Source organism: Burkholderia sp. COPS, from assembly GCF_019425585.1.
Lineage (GTDB): Bacteria > Pseudomonadota > Gammaproteobacteria > Burkholderiales > Burkholderiaceae > Burkholderia > Burkholderia cepacia.
Window position 1 is genome coordinate 1 of sequence record NZ_WIXR01000057.1, and the last position, 23545, is coordinate 23545.

Here is a 23545-nt window from a genome sequence, read left to right on the forward strand (position 1 = left end):
GAGGCGGGCGGGGCGGGCGCCGGTTGTTGCGCACCGACCGGTGACGCGCACGGCAGGAACGCGGCCGTGACGGCTGCGCAAACGGCAAGGCGAAGGACGGTACGCGTGGAAGGCATCATCGGGACCGCACGTTGGAACGGAGGGCGAAGGTGCTGTCCCGCCGGCGCATGGCCGGCGGGCGGCGCGGCGGGACGGTCACGATTGTAGCCGACGCGAGTGACCGGGCGGGGCGAGCGGGCCGCGCGCTCCACGCCGGCGGGACGGGCGAAAATACGGGCGAAAAAAAACCGGCCCAACCGGGCCGGTTTTTCGTCTGTGCCGAAGCAGCGTGGCGCTTAAACCTGCGCGCCTGCGTTGGGATCGTCCGGATCGTGCGCGGTCTTCTTTTCCTTGATCGGGTCTTCGCGCTTGATGCCGAGCCACATCGCGAGCGAGCCCGCGACGAACACCGACGAGTAGATGCCGAACATGATGCCGACCGTCAGCGCGAGGGCGAAGTAGTGCAGCGTCGGGCCGCCGAAGAAGAACATCGACAGCACCATCATTTCGGTCGACGTGTGCGTGATGATCGTACGCGACATCGTGGTCGTGATCGCGTGGTTGATCACTTCCTGCACGGTCATTTTGCGTTCGCGGCGGAACGTTTCGCGGATCCGGTCGAAGATGACGACCGACTCGTTGACCGAGTAGCCGAGCACCGCGAGGATGGCCGCGAGCACCGCCAGCGAGAACTCCCACTGGAAGAACGCGAAGAAGCCGAGAATGATCACGACGTCGTGCAGGTTGGCGATGATGCCGGCCACCGCGTACTTCCACTCGAAGCGGAACGACAGGTAGATCACGATGCCGATCACGACGCACGCGAGCGCGAGCAGGCCGTCGGTCGCGAGTTCGCGGCCGACCTGCGGGCCGACGAATTCGACGCGTTGCAGCGTGACGTCCGGGCTCTGTGCCTTCAGCGCGCTCATCACCTGGTCGCTCTGCTGGGCGGACGTGAGGCCTTCCTTCAGCTGCAGCCGGATCAGCACGTTGCGCGACGTGCCGAAATTCTGCACCTGCGCGTCGGCGTAGCCGAGCTTGCCGAGCGTCGCGCGCACGGGTTCGAGTTCGGCGGCCTGCTGGTACTGCACCTCGATCACCGTCCCGCCGGTGAATTCGACGGACAGGTGCAGCCCGCGGTGGAACAGGAAGAACACGGCGGCGAGGAACGTGACCAGCGAGATCACGTTGAACACCAGCGCGTGCCGCATGAACGGAATGTCTTTACGGATGCGGAAAAATTCCATGGTCTTCTCCGGGGCCTTATTGGGTCGAGCCCGGTTTCTTCGGCGACACGCCTTGCTGCGCGCGGTTGCGCAGCTGCGGCTTGCCGGTGCGCGGCGCGTTGCCCTTCGCGGGCGCGGCGAGCTTCGCGGCACGCGCGGTGTCGGTCGCATCGTCCGCCTCGGCGAACGGTGCGGCGGCAGCGGCGCCTTCCGGCTTCCACACCTGGCCGATCGCGAGCGACTTCAGCTTCTTGCGGCCGCCGTACCAGAGGTTGACGATCCCGCGCGAGAAGAACACCGCGGAGAACATCGACGTCAGGATACCGAGGCAGTGCACGATCGCGAACGCGCGAACCGGGCCCGAGCCGAACGCGAGCAGCGCGAGGCCGGCGATCAGCGTCGTGACGTTCGAGTCGAGAATCGTCGCCCATGCGTGCGCGTAGCCCGACTGGATCGCGAGCTGCGGCGGCTGGCCCGCGCGCAGTTCCTCACGCACGCGCTCGTTGATCAGCACGTTCGAGTCGATCGCCATACCGAGCGCGAGCGCGATAGCGGCGATACCGGGCAGCGTCAGCGTGGCCTGCATCAGCGACAGCACGGCGACGAGCAGCAGCAGGTTTACCGACAGGCCGATCACCGAGATCACGCCGAACAGCATGTAGTACGCGATCATGAACACGGCGATCGCGCAGAAGCCCCAGATCACCGAGTGGACGCCCATCTTGATGTTGTCGGCGCCGAGGCTCGGGCCGATCGTGCGTTCCTCGATGATGTCCATCGGCGCCGCGAGCGAACCGGCGCGCAGCAGCAGCGCGAGGTCGGCCGCGGCCTGCGGCGTCGGCTGGCCCGTGATCTGGAAGCGGTCGCCGAGCTCCGACTGGATCGTCGCGACCGTCAGCACCTCGCCCTTGCCCTTCTCGAACAGCACCATCGCCATCGGCTTGCCGATGTTCTCGCGCGACACCGCGCGCACCGAGCGGCCGCCCGCCGAATCGAGGCGGATGTTGACCGACGGACGCTGGTGATCGTCGAAACCGGCCGATGCATCGATGATGCGGTCACCCGTGAAGATCACTTCCTTCTTCAGCAGCACGGGCGCCTGGTTGCCCTGCGTGAACAGTTCTTCACCCGGCGGCACCGGGTCGTTCGGGTTCGGGTGCGTGTTGATCGGGTCGGCGAGGCGCGCTTCGAGCGTCGCGGTGCGGCCGATGATGTCCTTCGCCTTCGCGGTGTCCTGCACGCCCGGCAGCTCGACGACGATACGGTCGCTGCCCTGCTGCTGCAGGATCGGCTCCGACACGCCGAGTTCGTTCACGCGGTTGTGGAGCGTCGTCAGGTTCTGCTTGAGCGCGGCGTCCTCGACGGACTTCTGCACGGCCGGCGTAAACGTGCCGACGACCTGCGTGCCGCCGCCGCCGGGCTGGGTCGCCCATTGCAGTTCGGTGATCGACAGCGCGAGCACCTTGCGGGCGTCTTCCGCCGTCTGCGCATCGCTGAAATTGACGACCACGGACTGGTCGACGCGGCTCACGCCGCCGTCGCGGATGTTCTTGTCGCGCAGCAGCGTGCGCGCGTCGGACGCGTCGGAATCGAGCTTCTTCGTGAGCGCGCCCGTCATGTCGACCTGGAGCAGGAAGTGGACGCCGCCACGCAGGTCGAGGCCCAGATACATCGGCAGCGCGTGCAGCGCGGTCAGCCAGCGCGGCGACGCGCTCTGCAGGTTCAGCGCGACGACGTACTGCGGATCGTTCGGGTCGGCGTTCAGCGACTTCTGCAGCAGGTCCTTGACGCGCAGCTGCGTGTCGGTGTCCTTCAGGCGCACGCGGATGTTCGCGTTCGTCGCCGTGTTCTCGAAGGTGACGTCGTCCGGCGTGATCTGCGCGGCGGCGAGCGCCGATTCGACCTGGGTCAGCGTGGTCGAGTCGAGCTTGACCGTGGCCTTGCCGCTCGACACCTGCACCGCCGGCGCTTCGCCGAAGAAGTTGGGCAATGTGTACAGAAGGCCGATGGCGAGCGCCACGACCATCACGACATATTTCCAGAGTGGATAACGATTCATGAGGGAGCCGAACGGGTGGTTGGCGTGAAAGCGTCGCGTCCGGCGCCGCGGCGGCCCGCTCTCTCAGGCGGGCACGGCGCGGGAAGCCGGACGCTCGGTGAAGGGCTTACAGCGACTTGATCGTGCCCTTCGGCAGAATGGTCGTGACCGCGGCCTTCTGCACGGTGATTTCGGTGCCTTCGGCGATCTCGACGCCGATGTAGCCTTCGGTGACCTTCGTCACCTTGCCCACGAGGCCGCCGCTCGTGACGACTTCGTCGCCCTTGGCCATGGCCGCGAGCATGTTGCGGTGCTCCTTCTGACGCTTCATCTGCGGACGGATCATGATGAAGTAGAGCACGGCAAACATCAGGATGAGCGGCAGGAAGCTCATCAGGCTCGATTCGGCGCCACCGGCACCTTGGGCGAACGCGTTGGAAATGAACGGCACGTTGGTCTCTCCGTAGGGGAAGATCGAAAAATAAGCCGGTTATTCTACCACCGGCCCCATGCGCAAACGGCTCGGCAAATGCGCTTTCGGATCAAGCTGTTAAAGCGCGAACCGGTACCGTTGCGACTCGTTTGGAAAGGCAATTGTAATGTTTGGCGGCCGGATTCGACCGTCGGGACGCATTATTTAGTACACGTCCTATGTGACGGGCCGCGGCGCGGGCAGCCGGCCCGTCAGTCGACCCCTCTCGCGCGATCCTCCGCGAAGCGCTGGCGGAACGCGTCGAACGTATGGGTCTCGATCGCGTCGCGGATCTCGCTCATCAGCTGCAGGTAGTAGTGCAGGTTGTGGATCGTGTTGAGCTGCGCGCCGAGGATCTCGCCGACGCGGTGCAGGTGATGCAGGTAGCCGCGCGAGAAGTTCTGGCACGTGTAGCACGTGCAGCTCGCGTCGAGCGGCTTCAGCGAGTTCTTGTGCGTCGCGTTGCGGATCTTCACGTCGCCGAAGCGCGTGAAGAGCCAGCCGTTGCGCGCGTTGCGGGTCGGCATCACGCAGTCGAACATGTCGACGCCGTTTGCGACGCCCTCGACCAGGTCCTCCGGCGTGCCGACGCCCATCAGGTAGTGCGGCTTGTTGGCCGGCAGCTTCGGGCCCACGTGGCGCAGCACGCGCATCATGTCTTCCTTCGGTTCGCCGACCGACAGCCCGCCGATCGCGAGGCCGTGGAAGCCGAGTTCCGCGAGGCCCGCGAGCGATTCGTCGCGCAGGTCCTCGAACATGCCGCCCTGGACGATCCCGAACAGCGCGTTCGGGTTGCCGAGCCGGTTGAATTCGTCGAGCGAGCGTTTCGCCCAGCGCAGCGACATGCGCATCGAGTCGGCCGCTTCCTTGTGCGTGGTCGGCACGCCGTTGGTTGCGTACGGCGTGCACTCGTCGAACTGCATCACGACGTCGGAGTTCAGCACCTTCTGGATCTGCATCGACACTTCCGGCGACAGGAACAGCTTGTCGCCGTTGATCGGCGACGCGAACGTGACGCCGTCTTCGGTGATCTTGCGCAGGTCGCCGAGCGAGAACACCTGGAAGCCGCCCGAGTCGGTCAGGATCGGCTTGTTCCAGCCCATGAAGCCGTGCAGGCCGCCGTGCGCGTCGATCGTGTCGAGGCCCGGGCGCAGCCACAGGTGGAACGTGTTGCCGAGAATGATCTGGGCCTTGATCTCGTGCAGCTCGCGCGGCTGGATCGCCTTCACGGTGCCGTACGTGCCGACCGGCATGAAGATCGGCGTCTCGACCACGCCGTGATTGAGCTTCACGCGGCCGCGGCGCGCATGGCCGTCGGTCGTCAGCAGTTCGAATTCGAGCCCGTTTGCGGGGCGGTCCTGCACGGGGGCGTGCGCATCGTGCGTATCGTGGGATGAACCTTCGGTCATCGCTTTATTCTCCTTGCCACCGGAGAACAGTCCGGCGCATGTTGGAAACGCCGCCGGCAGGCCGGCGGCGGGGAAAAACAGGTGCGCGCCATCGTAGCGCGTACCGCGGGAAAAGGGGTAACCGCGGGGCAACAGCGGGGGCAACAGCGCGGAGCCACCCACGCGGCTTGCGGCAGCGCGAAGCGCAACGGCCGCTGCGCAATCGCGGGCCGCTTTTCGCGCCTGTCGTGCTACGCGCGCGGCGTCTCCGGCGTGTCGCGCCGCGTGAGCAGCATCGCGTCGCCGTAGCTGAAGAAGCGGTAGCGTTGTTCGATCGCGTGACGGTACGCGGCCCGGATCGTCTCGACGCCCGCGAAAGCGGACACCAGCATCAGCAGCGTCGACTTCGGCAGGTGGAAATTCGTCACGAGCCGGTCGACCACGCGGAAACGATAGCCCGGCGTGATGAAGATGTCGGTCTCGGCCTGCGTCGCCGCGAGCGGGCGGCCCGCTTCGTCGGCCGCGCGCGCCGCGGCTTCGAGCGCGCGCATCGACGTCGTGCCGACCGCGATCACGCTGCCGCCGCGCGCGCGGGTCGCGGCGATTTTGTCGACGAGCGACTGCGGCAGCTCGTACCACTCGCTGTGCATCTTGTGCTCGGCGATGTTGTCGACGCGCACCGGCTGGAACGTGCCGGCACCGACGTGCAGCGTTAGTGTCGCGCGCTCGACGCCCATCGCGTCGAGCCGGTCGAGCATCGGCTGGTCGAAGTGCAGGCCGGCCGTGGGTGCGGCGACCGCCCCCGGATTGCTCGCGTAGACGGTCTGGTAGCGCGTCTCGTCGGTCGCGTCGGGATCGTGCTCGATATAGGGCGGCAGCGGCAGGCGGCCGTATTGCTCGATCAGGTCGAGGCACGGTTCGGGGAAGACCAGCGTGAAGAACGGCTCGACGCGCTCGCCGACGGTCACGTCGAACGCATCGGCGAGACGCAGCGTCGTGCCGGCCCCCGGCGACTTGCTTGCGCGGATCTGCGCGAGCGCCGTGTGCGTGCCGGTCACGCGCTCGACCAGCACCTCGATCTTGCCGCCGCTGGCCTTCTGGCCGAAGAACCGCGCCTTCAGCACCTTGGTATCGTTGAAGACGAGCAGGTCGCCGGGTGCGATGCACGACGGCAGCTCGGCGAAGCGGCGGTCGACGAGGCGCGCGGGCTCGACGGTGCCGTCGACCTCGAGCAGGCGGCTCGCGGTGCGGTCGGGCAGCGCGGTTTGCGCAATCAGCTCGGGCGGCAGATTGAAATCGAAATCGGAAAGCGTGAACATGCGGGCTGGTTCGAAACGGCCGGCGAGCGTTGCCGGCAGGGCGGAAACGCGTAAATGGGGCGCGCGAGCCGCTATGATGACGGGATGCGCGGCCTGGCCGGCGTCGTTCGTTCGGACGACGTGAAAGCCGCTATTGTACTTGCCTTGCGAAGCACCCAGACGATCCGATGCCTGTGTCACCACGCCGTTCCTCCGCTGCCGTTGCCGATTCCGCCGATCCGTTCGACGCGGAGGATGCCGCGCCGCCCGTGCAAGACACGGCGGCGCGCACCGTGCCGCGCCGTGCCGGCCCGAAGCGCGGCGCCGACGGCAGGCTCGCGCAGCCCGCCGCCGCCGCGCCCGATGCCGACGGCGCCGCCGCGGGCGATGCAGCGGGCGAGGCCGGCGCATCCGGCACGAAGCGCAAGAAGAAGCCGGCCGCCGACAAGCCCGTGAAGACCGCCGACAAGCTCGCGAAGCTCGGCCTCACGCGCTCGATCGATCTCGTGCTGCATCTGCCGATGCGCTACGAGGACGAAACCACGCTCACGCCGATCGGCGAGCTGCTGCCGGGCGGCATCGCGCAGACCGAGGGGGTCGTGTTCGACAACGAGGTCGCGTATCGCCCGCGCCGCCAGCTCGTCGTGAAGATCCAGGACGACGACGGCGAGCAGCTCGTGCTGCGCTTCCTCAATTTCTACGGCTCGCAGGTCAAGCAGATGGCCGTCGGCCAGCGGCTGCGCGTGCGCGGCGACGTGCGCGGCGGCTTTTTCGGGATGGAGATGGTGCATCCGGCCGTGCGCGTCGTCGAAGCCGATGCGCCGCTGCCGCAGGTGCTCACGCCCGTCTATCCGAGCACGGCCGGCGTGTCGCAGGCGTACCTGCGCAAGGCGATCGAGAACGCGGTGGAGCGCACGCCGCTGCCCGAGCTGCTGCCGCCCGAGATCCAGCGCGACTACCTGAAGCCGCTCGACGTGCCGACGCTCGAGCAGGCCGTGCGCATCCTGCATCACCCGCGCGTCGATTCCGACGAAGCCGCGCTGATGGACGGCTCGCATCCGGCGTGGACCCGCATCAAGTTCGAGGAACTGCTCGCGCAGCAGCTGTCGCTCAAGCGCGCGCACGAGGAGCGCCGCACGCGCGCGGCGCCCGCGATGCCGCGTCGCACCGCGAGCGATGCCGATGCGCTGACGACCCGGCTCTATGCCGCGCTGCCGTTCACGCTGACGGGCGCGCAGGCGCGCGTCGTCGACGAGATCGCGCGCGACCTCACGCTCGCGCACCCGATGCAGCGCCTGCTGCAGGGCGACGTCGGCAGCGGCAAGACGGTGGTCGCGGCGCTGGCCGCCACGCAGGCGATCGACGCCGGCTACCAGGCCGCGCTGATGGCGCCCACCGAAATCCTCGCCGAGCAACATGCGCGCAAGCTGCGCGCGTGGCTCGAGCCGCTCGGCGTCACGGTGGCGTGGCTCGCGGGCAGCCTGAAGGCGAAAGAGAAACGCGCGGCGATCGAGGCGGCCGCGCTCGGCACCGCGCAGCTCGTGATCGGCACGCACGCGATCATCCAGGACACGGTCGAATTCGCCCGGCTCGGCCTCGTGATCGTCGACGAGCAGCACCGCTTCGGCGTCGAGCAGCGGCTCGCGCTGCGGGCGAAGGCCGCGAACGCGGCCAACGGCGCGCGCGACTTCCAGCCGCACCAGTTGATGATGTCGGCCACGCCGATTCCGCGCACGCTCGCGATGACGTATTACGCGGACCTCGAGGTCTCGACGATCGACGAGCTGCCGCCGGGCCGCACGCCGGTGCTGACGCGCCTCGTCGGCGATGCGCGGCGCGAGGAGGTGATCGCCCGCGTGCGCGAGGCCGCGCTGACCGGGCGCCAGGTGTACTGGGTGTGCCCGCTGATCGAGGAGAGCGAGACGCTGCAGCTGCAGACGGCCGTCGAGACTTACGAGACGCTCGCCGCCGCACTCCCGGAGCTGAAGGTCGGGCTCGTGCACGGCCGGCTGTCGCCGGCCGACAAGGCGGCCGTGATGGAAGCGTTCACGCGCAACGAAGTGCAGCTGCTCGTCGCGACGACCGTGATCGAGGTCGGCGTCGACGTGCCGAACGCGTCGCTGATGGTGATCGAGCACGCGGAGCGCTTCGGCCTCGCGCAGCTGCACCAGTTGCGCGGCCGGGTCGGGCGCGGCACCGCGGCGTCGGTGTGCGTGCTGCTGTACACGGGGCCGCTGTCGCTCACCGGCCGCGAGCGGCTGAAGACGATGCGCGAGACGACCGACGGCTTCGAGATCGCGCGGCGCGACCTCGAGATCCGCGGCCCCGGCGAATTCCTCGGCGCCCGCCAGTCGGGCGCAGCGATGCTGCGCTTCGCGAACCTCGAGACCGACGGCTGGCTGATCGATCCGGCCCGCGAAGCGGCGACGCGGCTGATTGCCGCGTATCCCGAAATCGTCACGCAGCATCTCGCACGCTGGCTTGGCGCGCGGGAGCAGTATCTGAAGGCCTGATCCGCCCGTTGGGGCCGGATCCGGAATCGCGGTTCGACGCATCCCGATGCAGAGAAACTTGGCGAACCGGTGTCACAGGGTGTATAAATTAAACCTATCGCCTGTATATCTCTGATTGACCCACAATGACGCTGACTGAATTGAAATACATCGTCGCGGTCGCGCGCGAACGGCATTTCGGCCGTGCGGCCGAAGCCTGCTTCGTGAGCCAGCCGACGCTGTCGGTGGCGATCAAGAAGCTCGAAGACGAGCTGAACGTGCAGATTTTCGAGCGCGGCGCGAGCGAAGTAAGCGTGACGCCGATCGGTGACCAGATCGTCACGCAGGCGCAGCGCGTACTCGAGCAGACTTTCGCGATCAAGGAGATCGCGAAGCAGGGCAAGGATCCGCTGGTCGGCCCGTTCCGCCTTGGCGTGATCTACACGATCGGGCCGTACCTGCTGCCGACGCTCGTCAAGCAGATGATCCAGCGTGTCCCGCAGATGCCGCTGATGCTGCAGGAAAACTACACGCTCAAGCTGCTCGAACTGCTGAAGCAGGGCGAGATCGACGCCGCGATCATGGCGCTGCCGTTTCCGGAAACCGGCCTGATGGTGCGCCCGCTGTACGACGAACCGTTCGTTGTCGCGCTGCCGGCCGGCCATCCGTGGGAGAAGCGCGACGAAATCGACGCCGAGGACCTGAAGCAGGAAACCATGCTGCTGCTCGGCAACGGTCACTGCTTCCGCGATCACGTGCTCGGCGTGTGTCCGGAGCTGATGCGCTTCTCGCAGACGGCCGACGGCATCCAGAAGACCTTCGAGGGCTCGTCGCTCGAGACGATCCGCCACATGGTCGCGAGCGGCGTCGGCATTACGGTGCTGCCGCGAATGTCGGTTGCCGAGGTCGGCCCGCGCGCGAACGGCCCCGATGCCGAACTGCTGTCGTACGTGCCGTTCAACGAGCCGGTACCCGACCGCCGCGTGGTGCTCGTGTGGCGCAAGAGCTTCACGCGGATGCCCGCGATCGACGCGATCAGCGACGCGATTTCCGCCTGCGAGCTGCCGGGTGTCGCGAAGCTCGACATGCCGGCGACGATGAACTGAGCACGCTGCGGCATGCGCGTGTGGCAGCCCGATGAACGGGGTCTTACGACCCCGTTTATTTTTCTCTATCGCATAGATGAAATTAATCAAATTCAAGTAATCGATAGACTTATATAGAATCCTTTCCATGGATCGGCGTCCTGTCGACGACCGGTCTGCACGTTGAGTGCAAGCGTCAAAGGAGGATGTCATGATGCGGTCGGTATTGCAGCACGCGCAGCGGAACATCCCGTCGCGCGACGCGGTCGTACATCGCGCCAGGGCGGCGGTTCGCAGCCTGCGTCCGATTGCGTTCGCGTACCTCGCGGACCGTGTGTACGGCGGTTGAACGCCGCCGCGCGCCGGTTCAGTGTTCCCCCGATTCACCCGCCATCAAGCCATGAGGGAGCATCGCATGTCCGAAAGCTGGAATTCCGCCCGCAGCGTCGTCACGACGCCTGCCGGCAGCCGGTTCCCCGAGCGTGCCGCCCGCGGCGCGGCGCAGCGGGAACGCGCGTCACAGGCCCCGCGCGATATCCCGTAGTACGACAGGAGAATCAACCTGTTCCGTTTCCCATCCCCGCAATGACACTCCACCAACCGCACCCGGCATGCCGCCGGAGCGAACCGGCGGAGTCATACGAGCAAGCCAAGGAGAAATCGCATGTCGAACGAAACGAAGTGCCCGTTCAACCACACCGCTGGTGGCGGCACGACGAACAAGGACTGGTGGCCGAATCAGCTCAACCTGAACATCCTGCACCGCCATTCGGCGCTGTCCGATCCGATGGACAAGGATTTCGACTACGCGGAAGCGTTCAGCAAGCTGGACCTCGCGGCGGTGAAGAAGGACCTGCACGCACTGATGACGATGTCGCAGGACTGGTGGCCGGCCGACTTCGGCCACTATGGCGGCCTGTTCATCCGCATGGCCTGGCACAGCGCCGGCACGTACCGCACGGCCGACGGCCGCGGCGGCGCGGGCGGCGGGCAGCAGCGCTTCGCGCCGCTCAACAGCTGGCCGGACAACGTCAGCCTCGACAAGGCTCGCCGGCTGCTGTGGCCGATCAAGCAGAAGTACGGCCGCAACATCTCGTGGGCCGACCTGCTGATCCTGACCGGCAACGTCGCGCTCGAATCGATGGGCTTCAAGACCTTCGGTTATGCCGGCGGCCGCGTCGACACGTGGGAACCGGACGACGTCTACTGGGGCTCGGAAAAGATCTGGCTGGAACTGAGCGGCGGCCCGAACAGCCGCTACTCGGGCAAGCGTGAGCTCGAAAGCCCGCTCGCTGCCGTGCAGATGGGCCTCATCTACGTGAACCCGGAAGGCCCGGACGGCAACCCCGACCCGGTCGCCGCCGCGCATGACATCCGCGAGACGTTCGCGCGGATGGCGATGAACGACGAAGAGACGGTCGCGCTGATCGCGGGCGGCCACACGTTCGGCAAGACGCACGGTGCCGGTCCGGCGTCGAACGTCGGCCCCGAGCCGGAAGCCGCGGGCCTCGAGGAGCAGGGTCTCGGCTGGAAGAGCACGTTCGGCACGGGCAAGGGCAAGGACGCGATCACGAGCGGCCTCGAAGTCACGTGGACGTCGACGCCGACGCAGTGGAGCAACGACTTCTTCAAGCACCTGTTCAGCTACGAGTGGGAGCTCACGAAGAGCCCGGCCGGCGCGCACCAGTGGGTCGCGAAGGACGCCGGCGAAGTGATTCCCGATGCGTTCGACGCGTCGAAGAAGCATCGCCCGACGATGCTGACGACCGACCTGTCGCTGCGTTTCGACCCGGCCTACGAAAAGATCTCGCGCCGTTTCTACGAGAACCCGGCCGATTTCGCCGATGCGTTCGCGCGTGCGTGGTTCAAGCTCACGCACCGCGACATGGGCCCGCGCTCCCGTTATCTCGGCCCGGAAGTGCCGGCGGAACACCTGCTGTGGCAGGACCCGATCCCGGCAGTCGACCACCCGCTGATCGACGACGCCGACGTTGCCGCGCTGAAGGTGAAGGTGCTGGCAACGGGCCTGTCGGTGTCGCAGCTCGTGTCGACGGCATGGGCGTCGGCCGCGACGTTCCGCGGATCGGACAAGCGCGGCGGCGCGAACGGTGCGCGTATCCGCCTGGCGCCGCAGAAGGACTGGGAAGTGAACCGTCCGGCTGAACTCGCGAAGGTGCTCGCGACGCTCGAAGGCGTGCAGAAGGCGTTCAACGACGCCCAGACGGGCGGCAAGAAGGTGTCGCTCGCCGACCTGATCGTGCTGGCCGGTGCGGCCGGCGTCGAGCAGGCCGCGAAGAACGCGGGCGTCGCGGTGACGGTGCCGTTCGCACCGGGCCGTGCGGATGCATCGCAGGAAGAGACCGATGTCGAAGCGATGGCCGTGCTCGAGCCGGTCGCGGACGGCTTCCGCAACTACCTGAAGCACGCGTACAAGACGCCGGCCGAGGCGCTGCTGGTCGACAAGGCGCAACTGCTGACGCTGAGCGCGCCCGAGATGACGGTGCTCGTCGGTGGCCTGCGCGTGCTCGGTGCGAACGCCGGCGAAGCGAAGCATGGCGTGTTCACCGACCGTCCGGAAGCGCTGACGAACGACTTCTTCGTGAACCTGCTCGACATGGGCACGGAATGGAAGCCGGTGTCGGCCGCGAACGACGTGTTCGAAGGGCGCGATCGCGCAACGGGCAAGGTGAAGTGGACCGGCACGCGCGTCGACCTGATCTTCGGCTCGCATGCGCAGCTGCGTGCGCTGGCCGAGGTGTACGGCAGCGCGGATGCGAAGGAGAAGTTCGCGCGCGACTTCGTCGCGGCCTGGAACAAGGTGATGAACCTCGACCGCTTCGACCTCGCGTGAGCGTTGCCGTGCAGTAGCACGGTGAGGCAGTAACGGGAAACGGCCGGTCGTCCGGCCGGCCGTTTCGTCCCGATCCTGGATTTCATTGAAGGAGTGACGATCATGACGCAAATGATGCTGAACATGCGCGCCGCGCTGGCTGCACCGAAGGTGCGGGCGCCGGCCGAGATCGCGCGGTACGTAGTCGGATTCGCGATCGTCGTCGGCGGTGCGGCCGAACTGGTGTCGCAGGCGCTGCACGCGATCGCCGCCGCCTGAGCGCGGCGGGGCGTACGCCACGCTGCAGTGGCGAGTCATACGGGTGGTGCGATGTCGGCATGCAGGGCAACAGATTCGCTTGAATGGTTCCGGTCGATTGAGTGAGGAGTCCGTAGCATGTCCACGAAGACCCGCGATCCATCCGGATCTACCCGGTTGAGGGTGTCCTGACGATATTGCTTGCGCCATCCGGACACCACATTGACGTTGATGTCGTGCCGGCGCGCAACAATCGACACCGACATGCCGGGCGTCAATGTCTCCCTGATCACCTGCTGCCTGAATGCTTGCGCGTACGTCCGATGGGGATGGGTACGATTCGCTGCGTTCGACATGGCTGACTGGCTCCGTCAATCCAAACGTGCTCATCATGCTTTGGAAAAGTGAGCGCCGGAAACGGTCCGGTCGAGGCGCTTGCGATGAAGCGTGCGCTGTCGTCGTTTTCGCGGATTCGACAGCGATGCGATCGCCGCGGTACCGGCCGACGCGTTGACGCCGGGAAGGGCCCGCAACGCCGGCGGCTCCGAGGTGCATCCGCTCGACGTGCTGCCTGGTTCGTCGATCGAACGGGATCCACATCGATCGGTCGGCGATTTTGCCGCGATGGCGATTCTCAAGCGGCGCCGGCAACACGGCGGTTTCGCGGACGCAGGCGATCGTCATCCCCGCGCGCACGACGCTGCGTGACAAGGCCGAGCCGTCAGCAAGCGGTGTCGGATATATTCGGCAGGTTCTCCATCATCCAGGTAGGCATTCAATGGAATCACGACGCAAGGCAGTGGGCGTGGTCGCGCCTGCGGGTGTGCCCGATCCGGAAGGCATCGCGCGTGGCATTGCGCTCGTCGAAAGCTGGGGCTTCGAGGTCAGGGCGGGTGCGCATCTCGGCAGCCGGTACCGCTATTTCGCCGGTACCGCCGAGGAGCGCGCGGACGACCTGCGGCGCACCCTGATGGATCCGTCGATCGATATCGTGTGGCTCGCGCGCGGGGGATTCGGTTGCGCGCATTTGCTCGAGCACTTGCCCGACGAGATCGCAACGCCGAAGACGATCATCGGCTTTTCCGACGCGACGTCACTGTTCTGCGCCCTCGCGGATCGGCCCGGCGTGCGTTTGCTGCATGGCCCGACATTTCACAGTCTGGCGACCAAGGTCGACGACGCGACGCGCGCCGACATTCGCGCTGTGCTGACCGGCGACGAACGCGACGCGCTGAGTCTGCGGCATTTGTCCGGCGCCGCTGGTGCCGTGCGGGGACGTCTGTGCGGCGGCAACGTGACGGTACTCGCAAGCGTCGCGGGTACGCGCTGGTCGCTTCGCTCACGCGACGCGATCGTACTGCTGGAGGACGTGACGGAGTTCGGCTACCGGCTCGACCGCAGCCTGACGCAACTGCGTCTGAGCGGCGCGTTCGACGGAGCGCGTGCGTTCGTGCTCGGGCAATTCACGCGCTGCCCGATCCCGGACGGCGCGGATTTCACGCTCGAGCAGATGCTTGTCGACGTGCTGGGCGGCTTCGGCCTGCCGATCTACTCGGGTCTGCCGATCGGCCATGAACACCGCAACATCACCTGGCAATACGGCAGCCAGGCTGCCATCGAGAACGGCGCGATCCGGTTCGGCGCGTAGCGTCGAATCGGGAAGGACAGGAACGCGTACCCTCGGCGATTTCGCGAAACTGTCGTCGGTGCCGGAAGCGAAGGGCGTGCGGGCGGCGGAAGACATGATCCGCGAGCTCGTCGAAGGGCACGAGGCCGTCGTGCGAACCCGCGCGCGCGATTTTTCCGATCGCCGACGCGGCGAGCCCACCGCCGACCTGCGGACGCATGAAAAACCGCGTGGATGCTGCGCTCGTTGCTCGCGTAAGTGCGATGCGGCCGGGGAGGGCGCGCTGACTCGCCCGATCCGGAGCGATCGAATCCGTCCCTTGATTGGCGCAAAGCGGGGCCCGGCCATGCGCAGCGGGCCCGGGCGGCCCGGGCGCGCCGGGCGGCTGCCGCCGCGGGCCGCCCCGACATGACGCGAAGCACCGCTCGGCTCTAAAATGCCGGGGTTATCTTCCCGGTGCCTCGCCATGCTTGCCCGCTTTCCCCTGTATCTGCGGCTCGTCCGGATGGACAAGCCGATCGGCAGCCTGCTGCTGCTGTGGCCGACGCTCAACGCGCTGTGGATCGCGTCCGACGGCCATCCGCGCTGGCCGCTGCTCGTGATCTTCTCGCTCGGCACGCTGCTGATGCGCTCGGCCGGCTGCGCGATGAACGACTACGCCGACCGCGATTTCGACCGCCACGTGAAGCGCACGGCCGACCGGCCGCTGACGTCGGGCAAGATCCGTGCGTGGGAAGCCGTTGCGATCGCCGTTGGGCTCGCATTCATCTCGTTCCTGCTGATCCTGCCGCTCAACACGCTGACGAAGGAACTGTCCGTCGTCGCGCTGTTCGTCGCGGGTTCGTATCCGTTCATGAAGCGTTTCTTCGCGATTCCGCAGGCGTATCTCGGCATCGCGTTCGGCTTCGGCATTCCGATGGCGTTCGCGGCCGTGCAGGACACGGTGCCGACGATCGCATGGGTGATGCTGGTCGCGAACATTTTCTGGTCGGTCGCGTACGACACCGAATACGCGATGGTCGATCGCGACGACGACATCAAGATCGGGATCCGCACGTCGGCGCTGACGTTCGGCCGCTTCGACGTCGCGGCCGTGATGGCGTGTTATGCGGCGACGCTCGGCATCTACGTGTGGATCGGCGTGACGCTCGGCTTCGGCCTCGCGTACTGGGCCGGCTGGGCGGCGGCGGTCGGCTGCGCGCTGTATCACTACACGCTGATCAAGGGTCGCGAGCGGATGCCGTGCTTCGCCGCGTTCCGGCACAACAACTGGCTCGGCGGCGTGCTGTTCGCGGGGATCGCCGCGCATTACCTGCTGGCGGGTCCGGCGGCCAACTGAAGCGGCCGCGCGCCGGCGCGCGACGCGATGCGCGATGCCAACAAAAAAGCGGCCGAGGCCGCTTTTTTGTTGCCGGTGCCCGGGGGGAGGCCCGGAGCGGGCGCCGCGCTTACGCGCGACCGAGCTCGTCGCCCATTTCCTTCGCACGCGCTTCGGCCGCGAGCGCGCCGCGCACGATCGCGTCCTTCACGCCCTGCGCGTCGAACGATGCGAGTGCGGCGGCCGTCGTGCCGCCCTTCGACGTCACGCGCTCGCGCAGCACGCTCGCCGGCTCGCCCGATTGGGCGGCGAGTTGCGCGGCGCCCGTGAACGTCGCGACCGCGAGCGCGCGGCCCTGTTCGTCGTTCATGCCGAGCTGGCGCGCGGCTTCCTGCAGCGCTTCGATGAAATAGAACACGTACGCGGGGCCGCTGCCCGAAATGGCCGTGACGGCATCGAGCTTCGACTCGTCGTCGAACCACACGGTCTCGCCGACCGCGCCGAGCACGTTCGACGCGAGTTCGCGGCCCGCCGCATCGACGCCCGGCAGTGCGGCGAGGCCCGTCACGCCCATGCCGACGAGTGCGGGCGTGTTCGGCATCGTGCGCACGACGCGTGCGTAGTCGCCGAGCCAGCGCGCGAGATCGCTGCCGCGGATGCCGGCCGCGATGCTGATCACCAGCTGTGTCTTCAGGTGCGGCGCGAGCGCCTGCGCGACGTCCTTCAGCACCTGCGGCTTCACCGCGAGCACGATCGCGTCGTAGTCGGCGAGCGTTGCGTCGACGGCCGCGCCGGTGCGGATGCCGAATTGCTGCGCGGCGCGTGCGCGCACTTCTTCGTTGACGTCGATGGCATACAGGCCGTCAGCGGCGACGCCGCGCTTGATCAGGCCGCCGATCAGGGCCGCGGCCATGTTGCCGCCGCCGATGAATGCGATTTTCATGATGTTCGATTGAGCGAGTGAGTGAACGGGAGGGCGGAAAGGGCGCGGCGTTCAGTGCGAGTAATCGCGCGCGCCGAAGATCGCGGTGCCGACGCGCACGATCGTCGCGCCTTCGAGCACGGCCGCGTCGAGATCGGCGGACATGCCCATCGACAGCGTGTCGAGTGGCAGGCCGTCGGCGCGCAATGCGTCGAACAGCGCGCGCAGCGCGCGATGCGGCACGCGTTGCGCGTCGGTGTCGCCGGCCGGTTCGGGAATCGCCATCAGGCCGCGCAGCCGCAGCGACGGCAGCGCGGCGACCGCGCGCGCGACCTCGGCCACGTCGGCCGGTGCGACGCCGCTCTTCGACGCCTCGCCGCTGATGTTCACCTGCACGCACACGTTGAGCGGCGGCAGGTGCGCGGGGCGCTGTTCCGACAGGCGCTGCGCGATCTTCAGCCGGTCGACCGAATGGACCCAGTCGAAGCGTTCGGCAACCGGGCGCGTCTTGTTCGATTGCAGCGGCCCGATGAAATGCCATTCGAGGCTCGCGCGCAAGTCGGCGAGCGCGTCGATCTTGTCGATCGATTCCTGCACGTAGTTTTCGCCGAATGCGCGCTGCCCGGCCGCATGCGCGGCGCGCACGTCGGCGGCGGGAAACGTCTTCGAGACGGCGAGCAGCGATACGGTGGCGGGATCGCGGCCGGCCGCGCGGGCGGCGTCGGCGATGCGGCGATGAACGGATTCGAGGCGGGCGGCGAGATCGGACATGACGGGCACGAAAGCAGGCACGGAAGCAGGCATGTAGCGGATGCGCCGCGGCACGCGGCGCATCGATCCGCCCATTATACGGACGCCGGGCGCGAGGCCCAGGGCCCGCCCGTCATTCGTATGAACAGGCCCTAGCCATACAGCAGGTGCTCGACGAGCTGGATCCAGTGGGCCACCGGAATCTGCGTGCCGCTCTGCAGGTGGGCGATGCAGCCGACGTTGCCGGAGACGATCATCTGCGGTTCGAGCGCCTGCAGCTTCAGCAGCTTCTGCTTGCGCAACCGGTACGACAGCGACGGCTGCGTCAGCGAATAGGTGCCGGCCGAGCCGCAGCACAGATGGCTGTCGGCCGGCAGCCGCACGTCGATGCCGAGGGTCTCGAGCAGGCGTTCGACCTTGCCGCGCGACTGCTGGCCGTGCTGCAGCGTGCACGGCGGGTGGTACGCGACCGTATGGACCGCGCGGCGGCGCGCGAGCGTCGCGAGCTCGGCCTCGAACGCGAGCAGCACGTCGGAGATGTCGCGCGTCAGCGACACGATGCGCTGCGCCTTCTCCGCGTAGGCCGGGTCGTCGCGCAGCAGGTGCGCGTATTCGAGCACCGTCGCGCCGCAGCCCGACGCGTTCATCACGATCGCCTCGACACCCTGTTCGACATGAGGCCACCACGCGTCGATGTTGCGGCGCGCGTCGTCGAGCGCTTCGTCGTGATAGTTCAGGTGCAGGCGGATCGCGCCGCAGCAGCCGGCATCGGGCGCGACGACGGTCTCGATGCCGAGCGCGTCGAGCACGCGCGCGGTCGCGATATTGATGTTCGGCAGCATCGACGGCTGCACGCAGCCGCCGAGCATCAGCATCTTGCGCGTGTGCGTCAGGTGCGGCCATTCGAGCAGCCGCGTGCGCGGCGGCACCTTGTCGCGCAGCCGCTTCGGCAGCAGCGGACGGACGTGCTGGCCGAGCCGCATCACCGGCGAGAACAGCGCGGCGTTCGGCACGAGGCTCGCGAGCACGCGGCGCACGAGACGCTGCTGCACGGGGCGCTGAACCTGTGCCTCGACGTGCTTGCGGCCGATCTCGACGAGCCGGCCGTACTGGACGCCGGACGGGCAGGTCGTCTCGCAACTGCGGCACGTGAGGCAGCGGTCGAGGTGCTGCTGCGTGCTGCGCGTGACGGGCGCGCCTTCGACCATCTGCTTGATCAGGTAGATGCGGCCGCGCGGGCCGTCGAGTTCGTCGCCGAGCAGCTGGTAGGTCGGGCAGGTCGCGGTGCAGAACCCGCAATGCACGCACTTGCGCAATATCGCGTCGGCTTCGTCGCCGTCGGGCGTATTGCGGATGAAATCGGCGAGGTTCGTCTGCATTTAGGGTCTGTTTACCTATGGAGCGCGCATGCGTTGCCACGAGAACGGCCGCTCGCGAGGCGCGTGACGCAGCGAATACTGACGTATTCGCAAGGAGCGCAACGCGGCGAGCGGCCGTTCTCGTGGCAACCCCAATTTAAAAAATCCATGTCACGGGAATGCCCGAAATCGCCCGCATGGCGGCGTCGCTCGTCCCTTGTTTGGCTCGGCCAAACGGCGCTCCTCACTTCTTGCCCTGCGAGCGATTTCGGGCATTCGCATGTACGTTCCATAGGTAAACAGACCCTAAAGATCCGGGTAGAGCCGGCCGCGGTTGAAGATGCGCGCGGGATCGAACGCGGCTTTCAACCCGCGGTGGATTTTCATCATCGGGGCGGGGAGCGGCGTGAACACGCCCGCGCTGCGGTCGTACGCGTCGCCCGCGCGGAACAGCGTCGCGTGGCCGCCGGCCTGCTTGGCGCTCATCCGCACGGTCTGCGCATCGGCGTCGGTGATCCACCAGCGCTGCGCGCCGCCCCATTCCATCAACTGGGTGCCGGGCAGGTGCATCGGTTCGGTGATCGACGGCAGCGCGAGACGCCACAGCGCATAGCCGGGCGGGATGCCGTGGAAGAACGGGTCGGTATGCTCGCGCAGGCCGGCCCAGAAGCGCTCGGCCTCGACCGCGTCGACGACTTCGCCGCCGAGCAGCGTCTTCGCGGATTTCACGGCCGCTTCGGCGCCCGACAGGCGCAGGACGAGCGTGCCGTTGCGCCATCCGCTCGCGCTGACGGGCAGCGGATGGCCGCCCCATTCGTTGAGCTTGCGCACCGCGTCGGTCGCGGTCATCTCGAACTTCAGCGTGACTTCGGCGACGGGCATCGGCAGCACCTTGAGCGACAGGTCGAGCATCAGCCCGAGCGTGCCGAGCGCGCCGGCCATCAGCCGCGACACGTCGTAGCCGGCGACGTTCTTCACGACCTGGCCGCCGAAGCGCAGCAGTTCGCCGCGGCCGTTCATCAGCGTGACACCGAGCATGAAATCGCGGGGCGCACCGCAGGTGGCCCGCCGCGGGCCCGCGAGGCCGGCCGCGACGCAGCCGCCGACGGTGGCCGCGCGGCCGAAGTGCGGCGGCTCGAACGGCAGCATCTGGCCGCACTCGGCGAGGACGGTTTCAAGCTGCGCGAGCGGCGTGCCCGCGCGGACCGTGACGACGAGTTCGGCCGGGTCGTACGACACGACGCCCTGAAACGCGCGCGTGTCGAGAATTTCGCCCTCGAGCGCCTGGCCGTACCAGTCCTTGGTGCCGCCGCCGCGAATCCGCAGCGGCCGGCCGTCGGCGCTGGCGGCGCGGACGCGGTCGGCCCATCCGGCGACGATGTCGTCCTCTTCCATGTTCTGTTGCTGCCTCGACTTGTTGTTCGGTCGATTGTACCGGGGTGGCGCGATTCCACATCGCGACTATCCCTAAGCCCGGTATCGCGGGCCGTCTGCCCGCGTCGCCGCATGGACGGGCCGCGCGGGCACGGTCGAACGCCGCGGCCCGGCCGCGGGCACCGGCCGCGACCCGCACGGGCCGCTCAGAAGCGCGGCAGGTCGGGGTGCGGCAGCAGCCCGCCGCGCACGTGCTGGCGACCGTATTCGGCGCAGCGCGCGCGGGTCGGGATGCCCTTGTCCGGGTTCAGCAGCCCGGCCGGATCGAACGCGCGCTTGACCGCGAAGAACGCGTCGCGCTCCTGCGGCGAGAACTGTACGCACATCGAATTGAGCTTCTCGATGCCGACGCCGTGCTCGCCCGTCACGCTGCCGCCGAATTCCACGCAGCACTCGAGGATTTCCGCGCCGAACTGCTCGGCGCGGTGCAGTTCGTCCGGATCGTTCGCGTTGTAGAGGATCAGCGGATGCATGTTGCCGTCGCCCGCGTGGAACACGTTGATGCAGCGCAGCCCGTAGCGCGTCTCGAGCTGTTCGATGCGCGCGAGCAGCGGGCCGATCGCGCGGCGCGGCACGGTGCCGTCCATGCAGTAGTAGTCGGCCGAAATGCGGCCGGCGGCCGGGAACGCGTTCTTGCGGCCCGACCAGAAGCGCAGCCGCTCGTGCTCGTTGCGCGATACCTGGATGCGGGTCGCGCCATGCTCGCGCAGCACGGCCGTCATCCGCACGATTTCTTCCGCGACTTCTTCCGGCGTGCCGTCCGATTCGCACAGCAGGATCGCCTTCGCCTCGAGATCGTAGCCCGCGTGCGTGAACGCCTCGACGGCCTGCGTGGCCGGCTTGTCCATCATTTCGAGCCCGGCCGGGATGATCCCCGACGCGATGATCGCCGCGACGGCCTCGCCGCCCTTCACGACGTCGTCGAAGCTCGCCATCACGAGCTGGGCCGTCTGCGGCTTCGGGATCAGCTTCACCGTGACCTCGGTGACGATCGCGAACATCCCTTCGCTGCCGATCATCACGGCGAGCAGGTCGAGGCCCGGCATGTCGAGCGCAAGCGAACCGAATTCGACGATCTCGCCGTCGATCGTCACCGCGCGCACGCGCATCACGTTGTGCACGGTCAGCCCGTATTTCAGGCAATGGACGCCGCCGGAATTTTCCGCGACGTTGCCGCCGATCGTGCACGCGATCTGCGACGACGGATCGGGCGCGTAGTACAGGCCGTACGGCGCGGCGGCCTCCGAGATCGCGAGGTTGCGCACGCCGGGCTGCACGGTCGCCGTGCGCGCGTATGGATCGACTTCGACGATGCGCGTGAAGCGCGCAAGCGACAGCACGACGCCGAGCGCGATCGGCAACGCGCCGCCCGACAGGCTCGTGCCTGCGCCGCGCGGCACGATCGGCACCTCCATGCGGCGGCAGATCTGCACGATCCGCTGCACCTGCGATTCCGTTTCGGGCAGCGCGACCGCGAGCGGCAGGCGGCGGTACGCGGACAGGCCGTCGCATTCGTACGGCGCCGTGTCTTCGTCGCGGTACAGCAGGCAGTGCGTCGGCAGCACGGCCATCAGCGCCTGCACGACTTCGCGCTGGCGCTGCGCGCGTGCCGCGCTCGACAGTTCGACGGGAGCGTTCATTGGGTCTCCTGCAGCGGGTGGCGCGGCGTCGCGCCGCCGTGTCAGCACGTGAAAATCTTGCCCGGATTCATCAGGTTGCGCGGATCGAGCGCGAGCTTGATCGCACGCATCGTGTCGATCGCGTTGTCGCCGTGCTCCTTCGGCAGGAAGCGCATCTTGTGCAGCCCGACGCCGTGCTCGCCCGTGCAGGTGCCGCCGAGGCGCAGCGCGCGCTCGACGATCCGGTCGTTGATGTGCTCGGCTTCCGCGATCTCCTCGGGCTTGTCGGGGTCGATCAGGATCGCGACGTGGAAATTGCCGTCGCCGACGTGGCCGACGATCGGGCAGGGCAGCGACGAGGCGCGCAGGTCGACTTCGGTTTCCTCGACGCACGCGGCGAGCTGCGAGATCGGCACGCAGACGTCGGTGGTCACCGCGCGGCAGCCGGGTTTCAATTGCAGCATCGCGAAATATGCGTTGTGGCGTGCGGCCCAGAGGCGCGTGCGGTCTTCGGGGCGGGTTGCCCATTCGAAACCCTGGCCGTTGTTCTGGCCCGCGAGCGCCTGCACGAGCTCCGCCTGTTCCTTCACGCCGGCCTCGGTGCCGTGGAACTCGAAGAACAGCGTCGGCGCTTCGGTGAGCGTCAGGTTCGAATGGCGGTTGATCGAGCGCACGGCGAGCGCATCGACGAATTCGACACGCGCGATCGGCACGCCGATCTGGATCGTCTCGATCACGGTGCGCACCGCGTCGCCCATCGACGGGAACGTGCAGATCGCGGCCGATACGGCTTCGGGCAGCGGATGCAGGCGCAGCGTGATCTCGGTGATCACGCCGAGCGTGCCTTCGGAGCCGACGAACAGGCGCGTGAGGTCGTAGCCGGCCGACGACTTGCGGGCGCGCGAGCCGGTCTTCACCACACGGCCGTCGGCGAGCACCGCGGTCAGGCCGAGCACGTTCTCGCGCATCGTGCCGTAGCGCACGGCATTGGTGCCCGACGCACGCGTGGCGGTCATCCCGCCGATGCTGGCGTCGGCGCCCGGGTCGATCGGGAAGAACAGGCCGGTGTCGCGCAGCGCCTCGTTGAGCGCCTTGCGTGTGATGCCCGGCTCGACCGTCACGGTCAGGTCTTCGGCGTTGATCGACAGCACGCGGTTCATTTCCGACAGGTCGAGCGAGATGCCGCCGCGCACCGCGAGCAGGTGGCCTTCGAGCGACGAACCGGCGCCGTACGGGATCAGCGGGACGCTGTACAGCGAGCACAGCGACACGACTTCGCGCACGTCGTCCGCGCTGTGCGCGAACACGACGGCGTCGGGCAGTTGCGGATCGAACGGCGATTCGTCGCGGCCGTGGTGGGCGCGGACGGCGTGCGCGAAGTCGTGTCGCTG

At 67.8% G+C, this 23545-nt stretch carries 18 protein-coding genes and 1 pseudogene; 7 read left to right on the forward strand and 12 right to left on the reverse strand.

Going from position 1 to position 23545, the window contains the following annotated elements:
- Positions 1–335 precede the first annotated feature (335 nt).
- From secF to queA, 5 genes are all read right to left on the reverse strand, one after another.
- On the reverse strand, positions 336–1286 hold the full coding sequence (gene secF, locus FOZ70_RS33245) for a protein translocase subunit SecF (protein ID WP_219707606.1): 951 nt from the start codon (positions 1284–1286) through the stop codon (positions 336–338).
- Between the two features lie 16 nt (positions 1287–1302).
- Positions 1303–3324: a protein translocase subunit SecD gene (gene secD / locus FOZ70_RS33250; protein ID WP_021163786.1), complete on the reverse strand. Its 2022-nt coding sequence runs from the start codon at positions 3322–3324 to the stop codon at positions 1303–1305.
- A gap of 106 nt (positions 3325–3430) precedes the next feature.
- Positions 3431–3754 carry a preprotein translocase subunit YajC gene (gene yajC, locus FOZ70_RS33255; protein WP_006476868.1) on the reverse strand — a complete coding sequence of 108 codons (324 nt, stop codon included), beginning with the start codon at positions 3752–3754 and terminating at the stop codon, positions 3431–3433.
- A gap of 233 nt (positions 3755–3987) precedes the next feature.
- On the reverse strand, positions 3988–5184 hold the full coding sequence (gene tgt / locus FOZ70_RS33260) for a tRNA guanosine(34) transglycosylase Tgt (protein ID WP_021163785.1): 1197 nt from the start codon (positions 5182–5184) through the stop codon (positions 3988–3990).
- A 230-nt stretch (positions 5185–5414) separates the two neighbouring features.
- Positions 5415–6482: a tRNA preQ1(34) S-adenosylmethionine ribosyltransferase-isomerase QueA gene (queA, locus tag FOZ70_RS33265; RefSeq protein ID WP_219707607.1), complete on the reverse strand. Its 1068-nt coding sequence runs from the start codon at positions 6480–6482 to the stop codon at positions 5415–5417.
- Between the two features lie 167 nt (positions 6483–6649).
- Between queA and recG the strand changes: the two genes are divergently transcribed.
- The 4 genes from recG (at position 6650) to FOZ70_RS33285 (ending at position 13147) form a co-directional block, all read left to right on the forward strand.
- Entirely contained in the window at positions 6650–8974 is a 2325-nt protein-coding gene (gene recG, locus FOZ70_RS33270) for an ATP-dependent DNA helicase RecG (protein WP_219707608.1), read from the forward strand.
- Between the two features lie 125 nt (positions 8975–9099).
- Positions 9100–10059 (forward strand): hydrogen peroxide-inducible genes activator, encoded by a 960-nt coding sequence (locus tag FOZ70_RS33275; RefSeq protein WP_021163869.1) that lies wholly within the window; start codon positions 9100–9102, stop codon positions 10057–10059.
- Between the two features lie 643 nt (positions 10060–10702).
- Positions 10703–12889, forward strand: a complete 2187-nt coding sequence (gene katG, locus FOZ70_RS33280; RefSeq protein ID WP_219707609.1) for a catalase/peroxidase HPI — start codon at positions 10703–10705, stop codon at positions 12887–12889.
- A gap of 102 nt (positions 12890–12991) precedes the next feature.
- Positions 12992–13147: a hypothetical protein gene (locus FOZ70_RS33285; RefSeq protein ID WP_021163864.1), complete on the forward strand. Its 156-nt coding sequence runs from the start codon at positions 12992–12994 to the stop codon at positions 13145–13147.
- Positions 13148–13182: 35 nt separating this feature from the next.
- Here the strand turns inward: FOZ70_RS33285 and FOZ70_RS33290 are convergent, their stop codons facing one another.
- Positions 13183–13482, reverse strand: coding sequence for a transposase (locus FOZ70_RS33290; RefSeq protein ID WP_219707610.1), 300 nt, complete (start codon positions 13480–13482; stop codon positions 13183–13185).
- Between the two features lie 422 nt (positions 13483–13904).
- Between FOZ70_RS33290 and FOZ70_RS33295 the strand changes: the two genes are divergently transcribed.
- From FOZ70_RS33295 to ubiA, 3 genes and pseudogenes are all read left to right on the forward strand, one after another.
- Complete coding sequence (locus tag FOZ70_RS33295; protein WP_059555984.1) at positions 13905–14774, forward strand: LD-carboxypeptidase; 870 nt, start codon at positions 13905–13907, stop codon at positions 14772–14774.
- A gap of 37 nt (positions 14775–14811) precedes the next feature.
- Positions 14812–15011 (forward strand): annotated as a pseudogene (locus tag FOZ70_RS33300) (DNA starvation/stationary phase protection protein); the annotation flags it as partial.
- A gap of 208 nt (positions 15012–15219) precedes the next feature.
- Positions 15220–16092, forward strand: coding sequence for a 4-hydroxybenzoate octaprenyltransferase (ubiA, locus tag FOZ70_RS33305; RefSeq protein ID WP_048022305.1), 873 nt, complete (start codon positions 15220–15222; stop codon positions 16090–16092).
- A 109-nt stretch (positions 16093–16201) separates the two neighbouring features.
- Here ubiA and proC read toward each other — a convergent pair whose 3' ends face one another.
- From proC to FOZ70_RS33335, 6 genes are all read right to left on the reverse strand, one after another.
- Complete coding sequence (gene proC / locus FOZ70_RS33310; protein ID WP_048022307.1) at positions 16202–17014, reverse strand: pyrroline-5-carboxylate reductase; 813 nt, start codon at positions 17012–17014, stop codon at positions 16202–16204.
- A gap of 51 nt (positions 17015–17065) precedes the next feature.
- Positions 17066–17764: a YggS family pyridoxal phosphate-dependent enzyme gene (locus tag FOZ70_RS33315; protein WP_060073524.1), complete on the reverse strand. Its 699-nt coding sequence runs from the start codon at positions 17762–17764 to the stop codon at positions 17066–17068.
- A 131-nt stretch (positions 17765–17895) separates the two neighbouring features.
- Positions 17896–19122 (reverse strand): glycolate oxidase subunit GlcF, encoded by a 1227-nt coding sequence (gene glcF / locus FOZ70_RS33320; protein WP_021163859.1) that lies wholly within the window; start codon positions 19120–19122, stop codon positions 17896–17898.
- A 285-nt stretch (positions 19123–19407) separates the two neighbouring features.
- Entirely contained in the window at positions 19408–20496 is a 1089-nt protein-coding gene (glcE, locus tag FOZ70_RS33325; protein ID WP_021163858.1) for a glycolate oxidase subunit GlcE, read from the reverse strand.
- A 185-nt stretch (positions 20497–20681) separates the two neighbouring features.
- On the reverse strand, positions 20682–22175 hold the full coding sequence (locus FOZ70_RS33330; RefSeq protein WP_011351007.1) for an FAD-linked oxidase C-terminal domain-containing protein: 1494 nt from the start codon (positions 22173–22175) through the stop codon (positions 20682–20684).
- Positions 22176–22216: 41 nt separating this feature from the next.
- Positions 22217–23545: FAD-linked oxidase C-terminal domain-containing protein (locus FOZ70_RS33335; protein WP_219707611.1), on the reverse strand; the 1329-nt coding region annotated here is incomplete at its 5' end.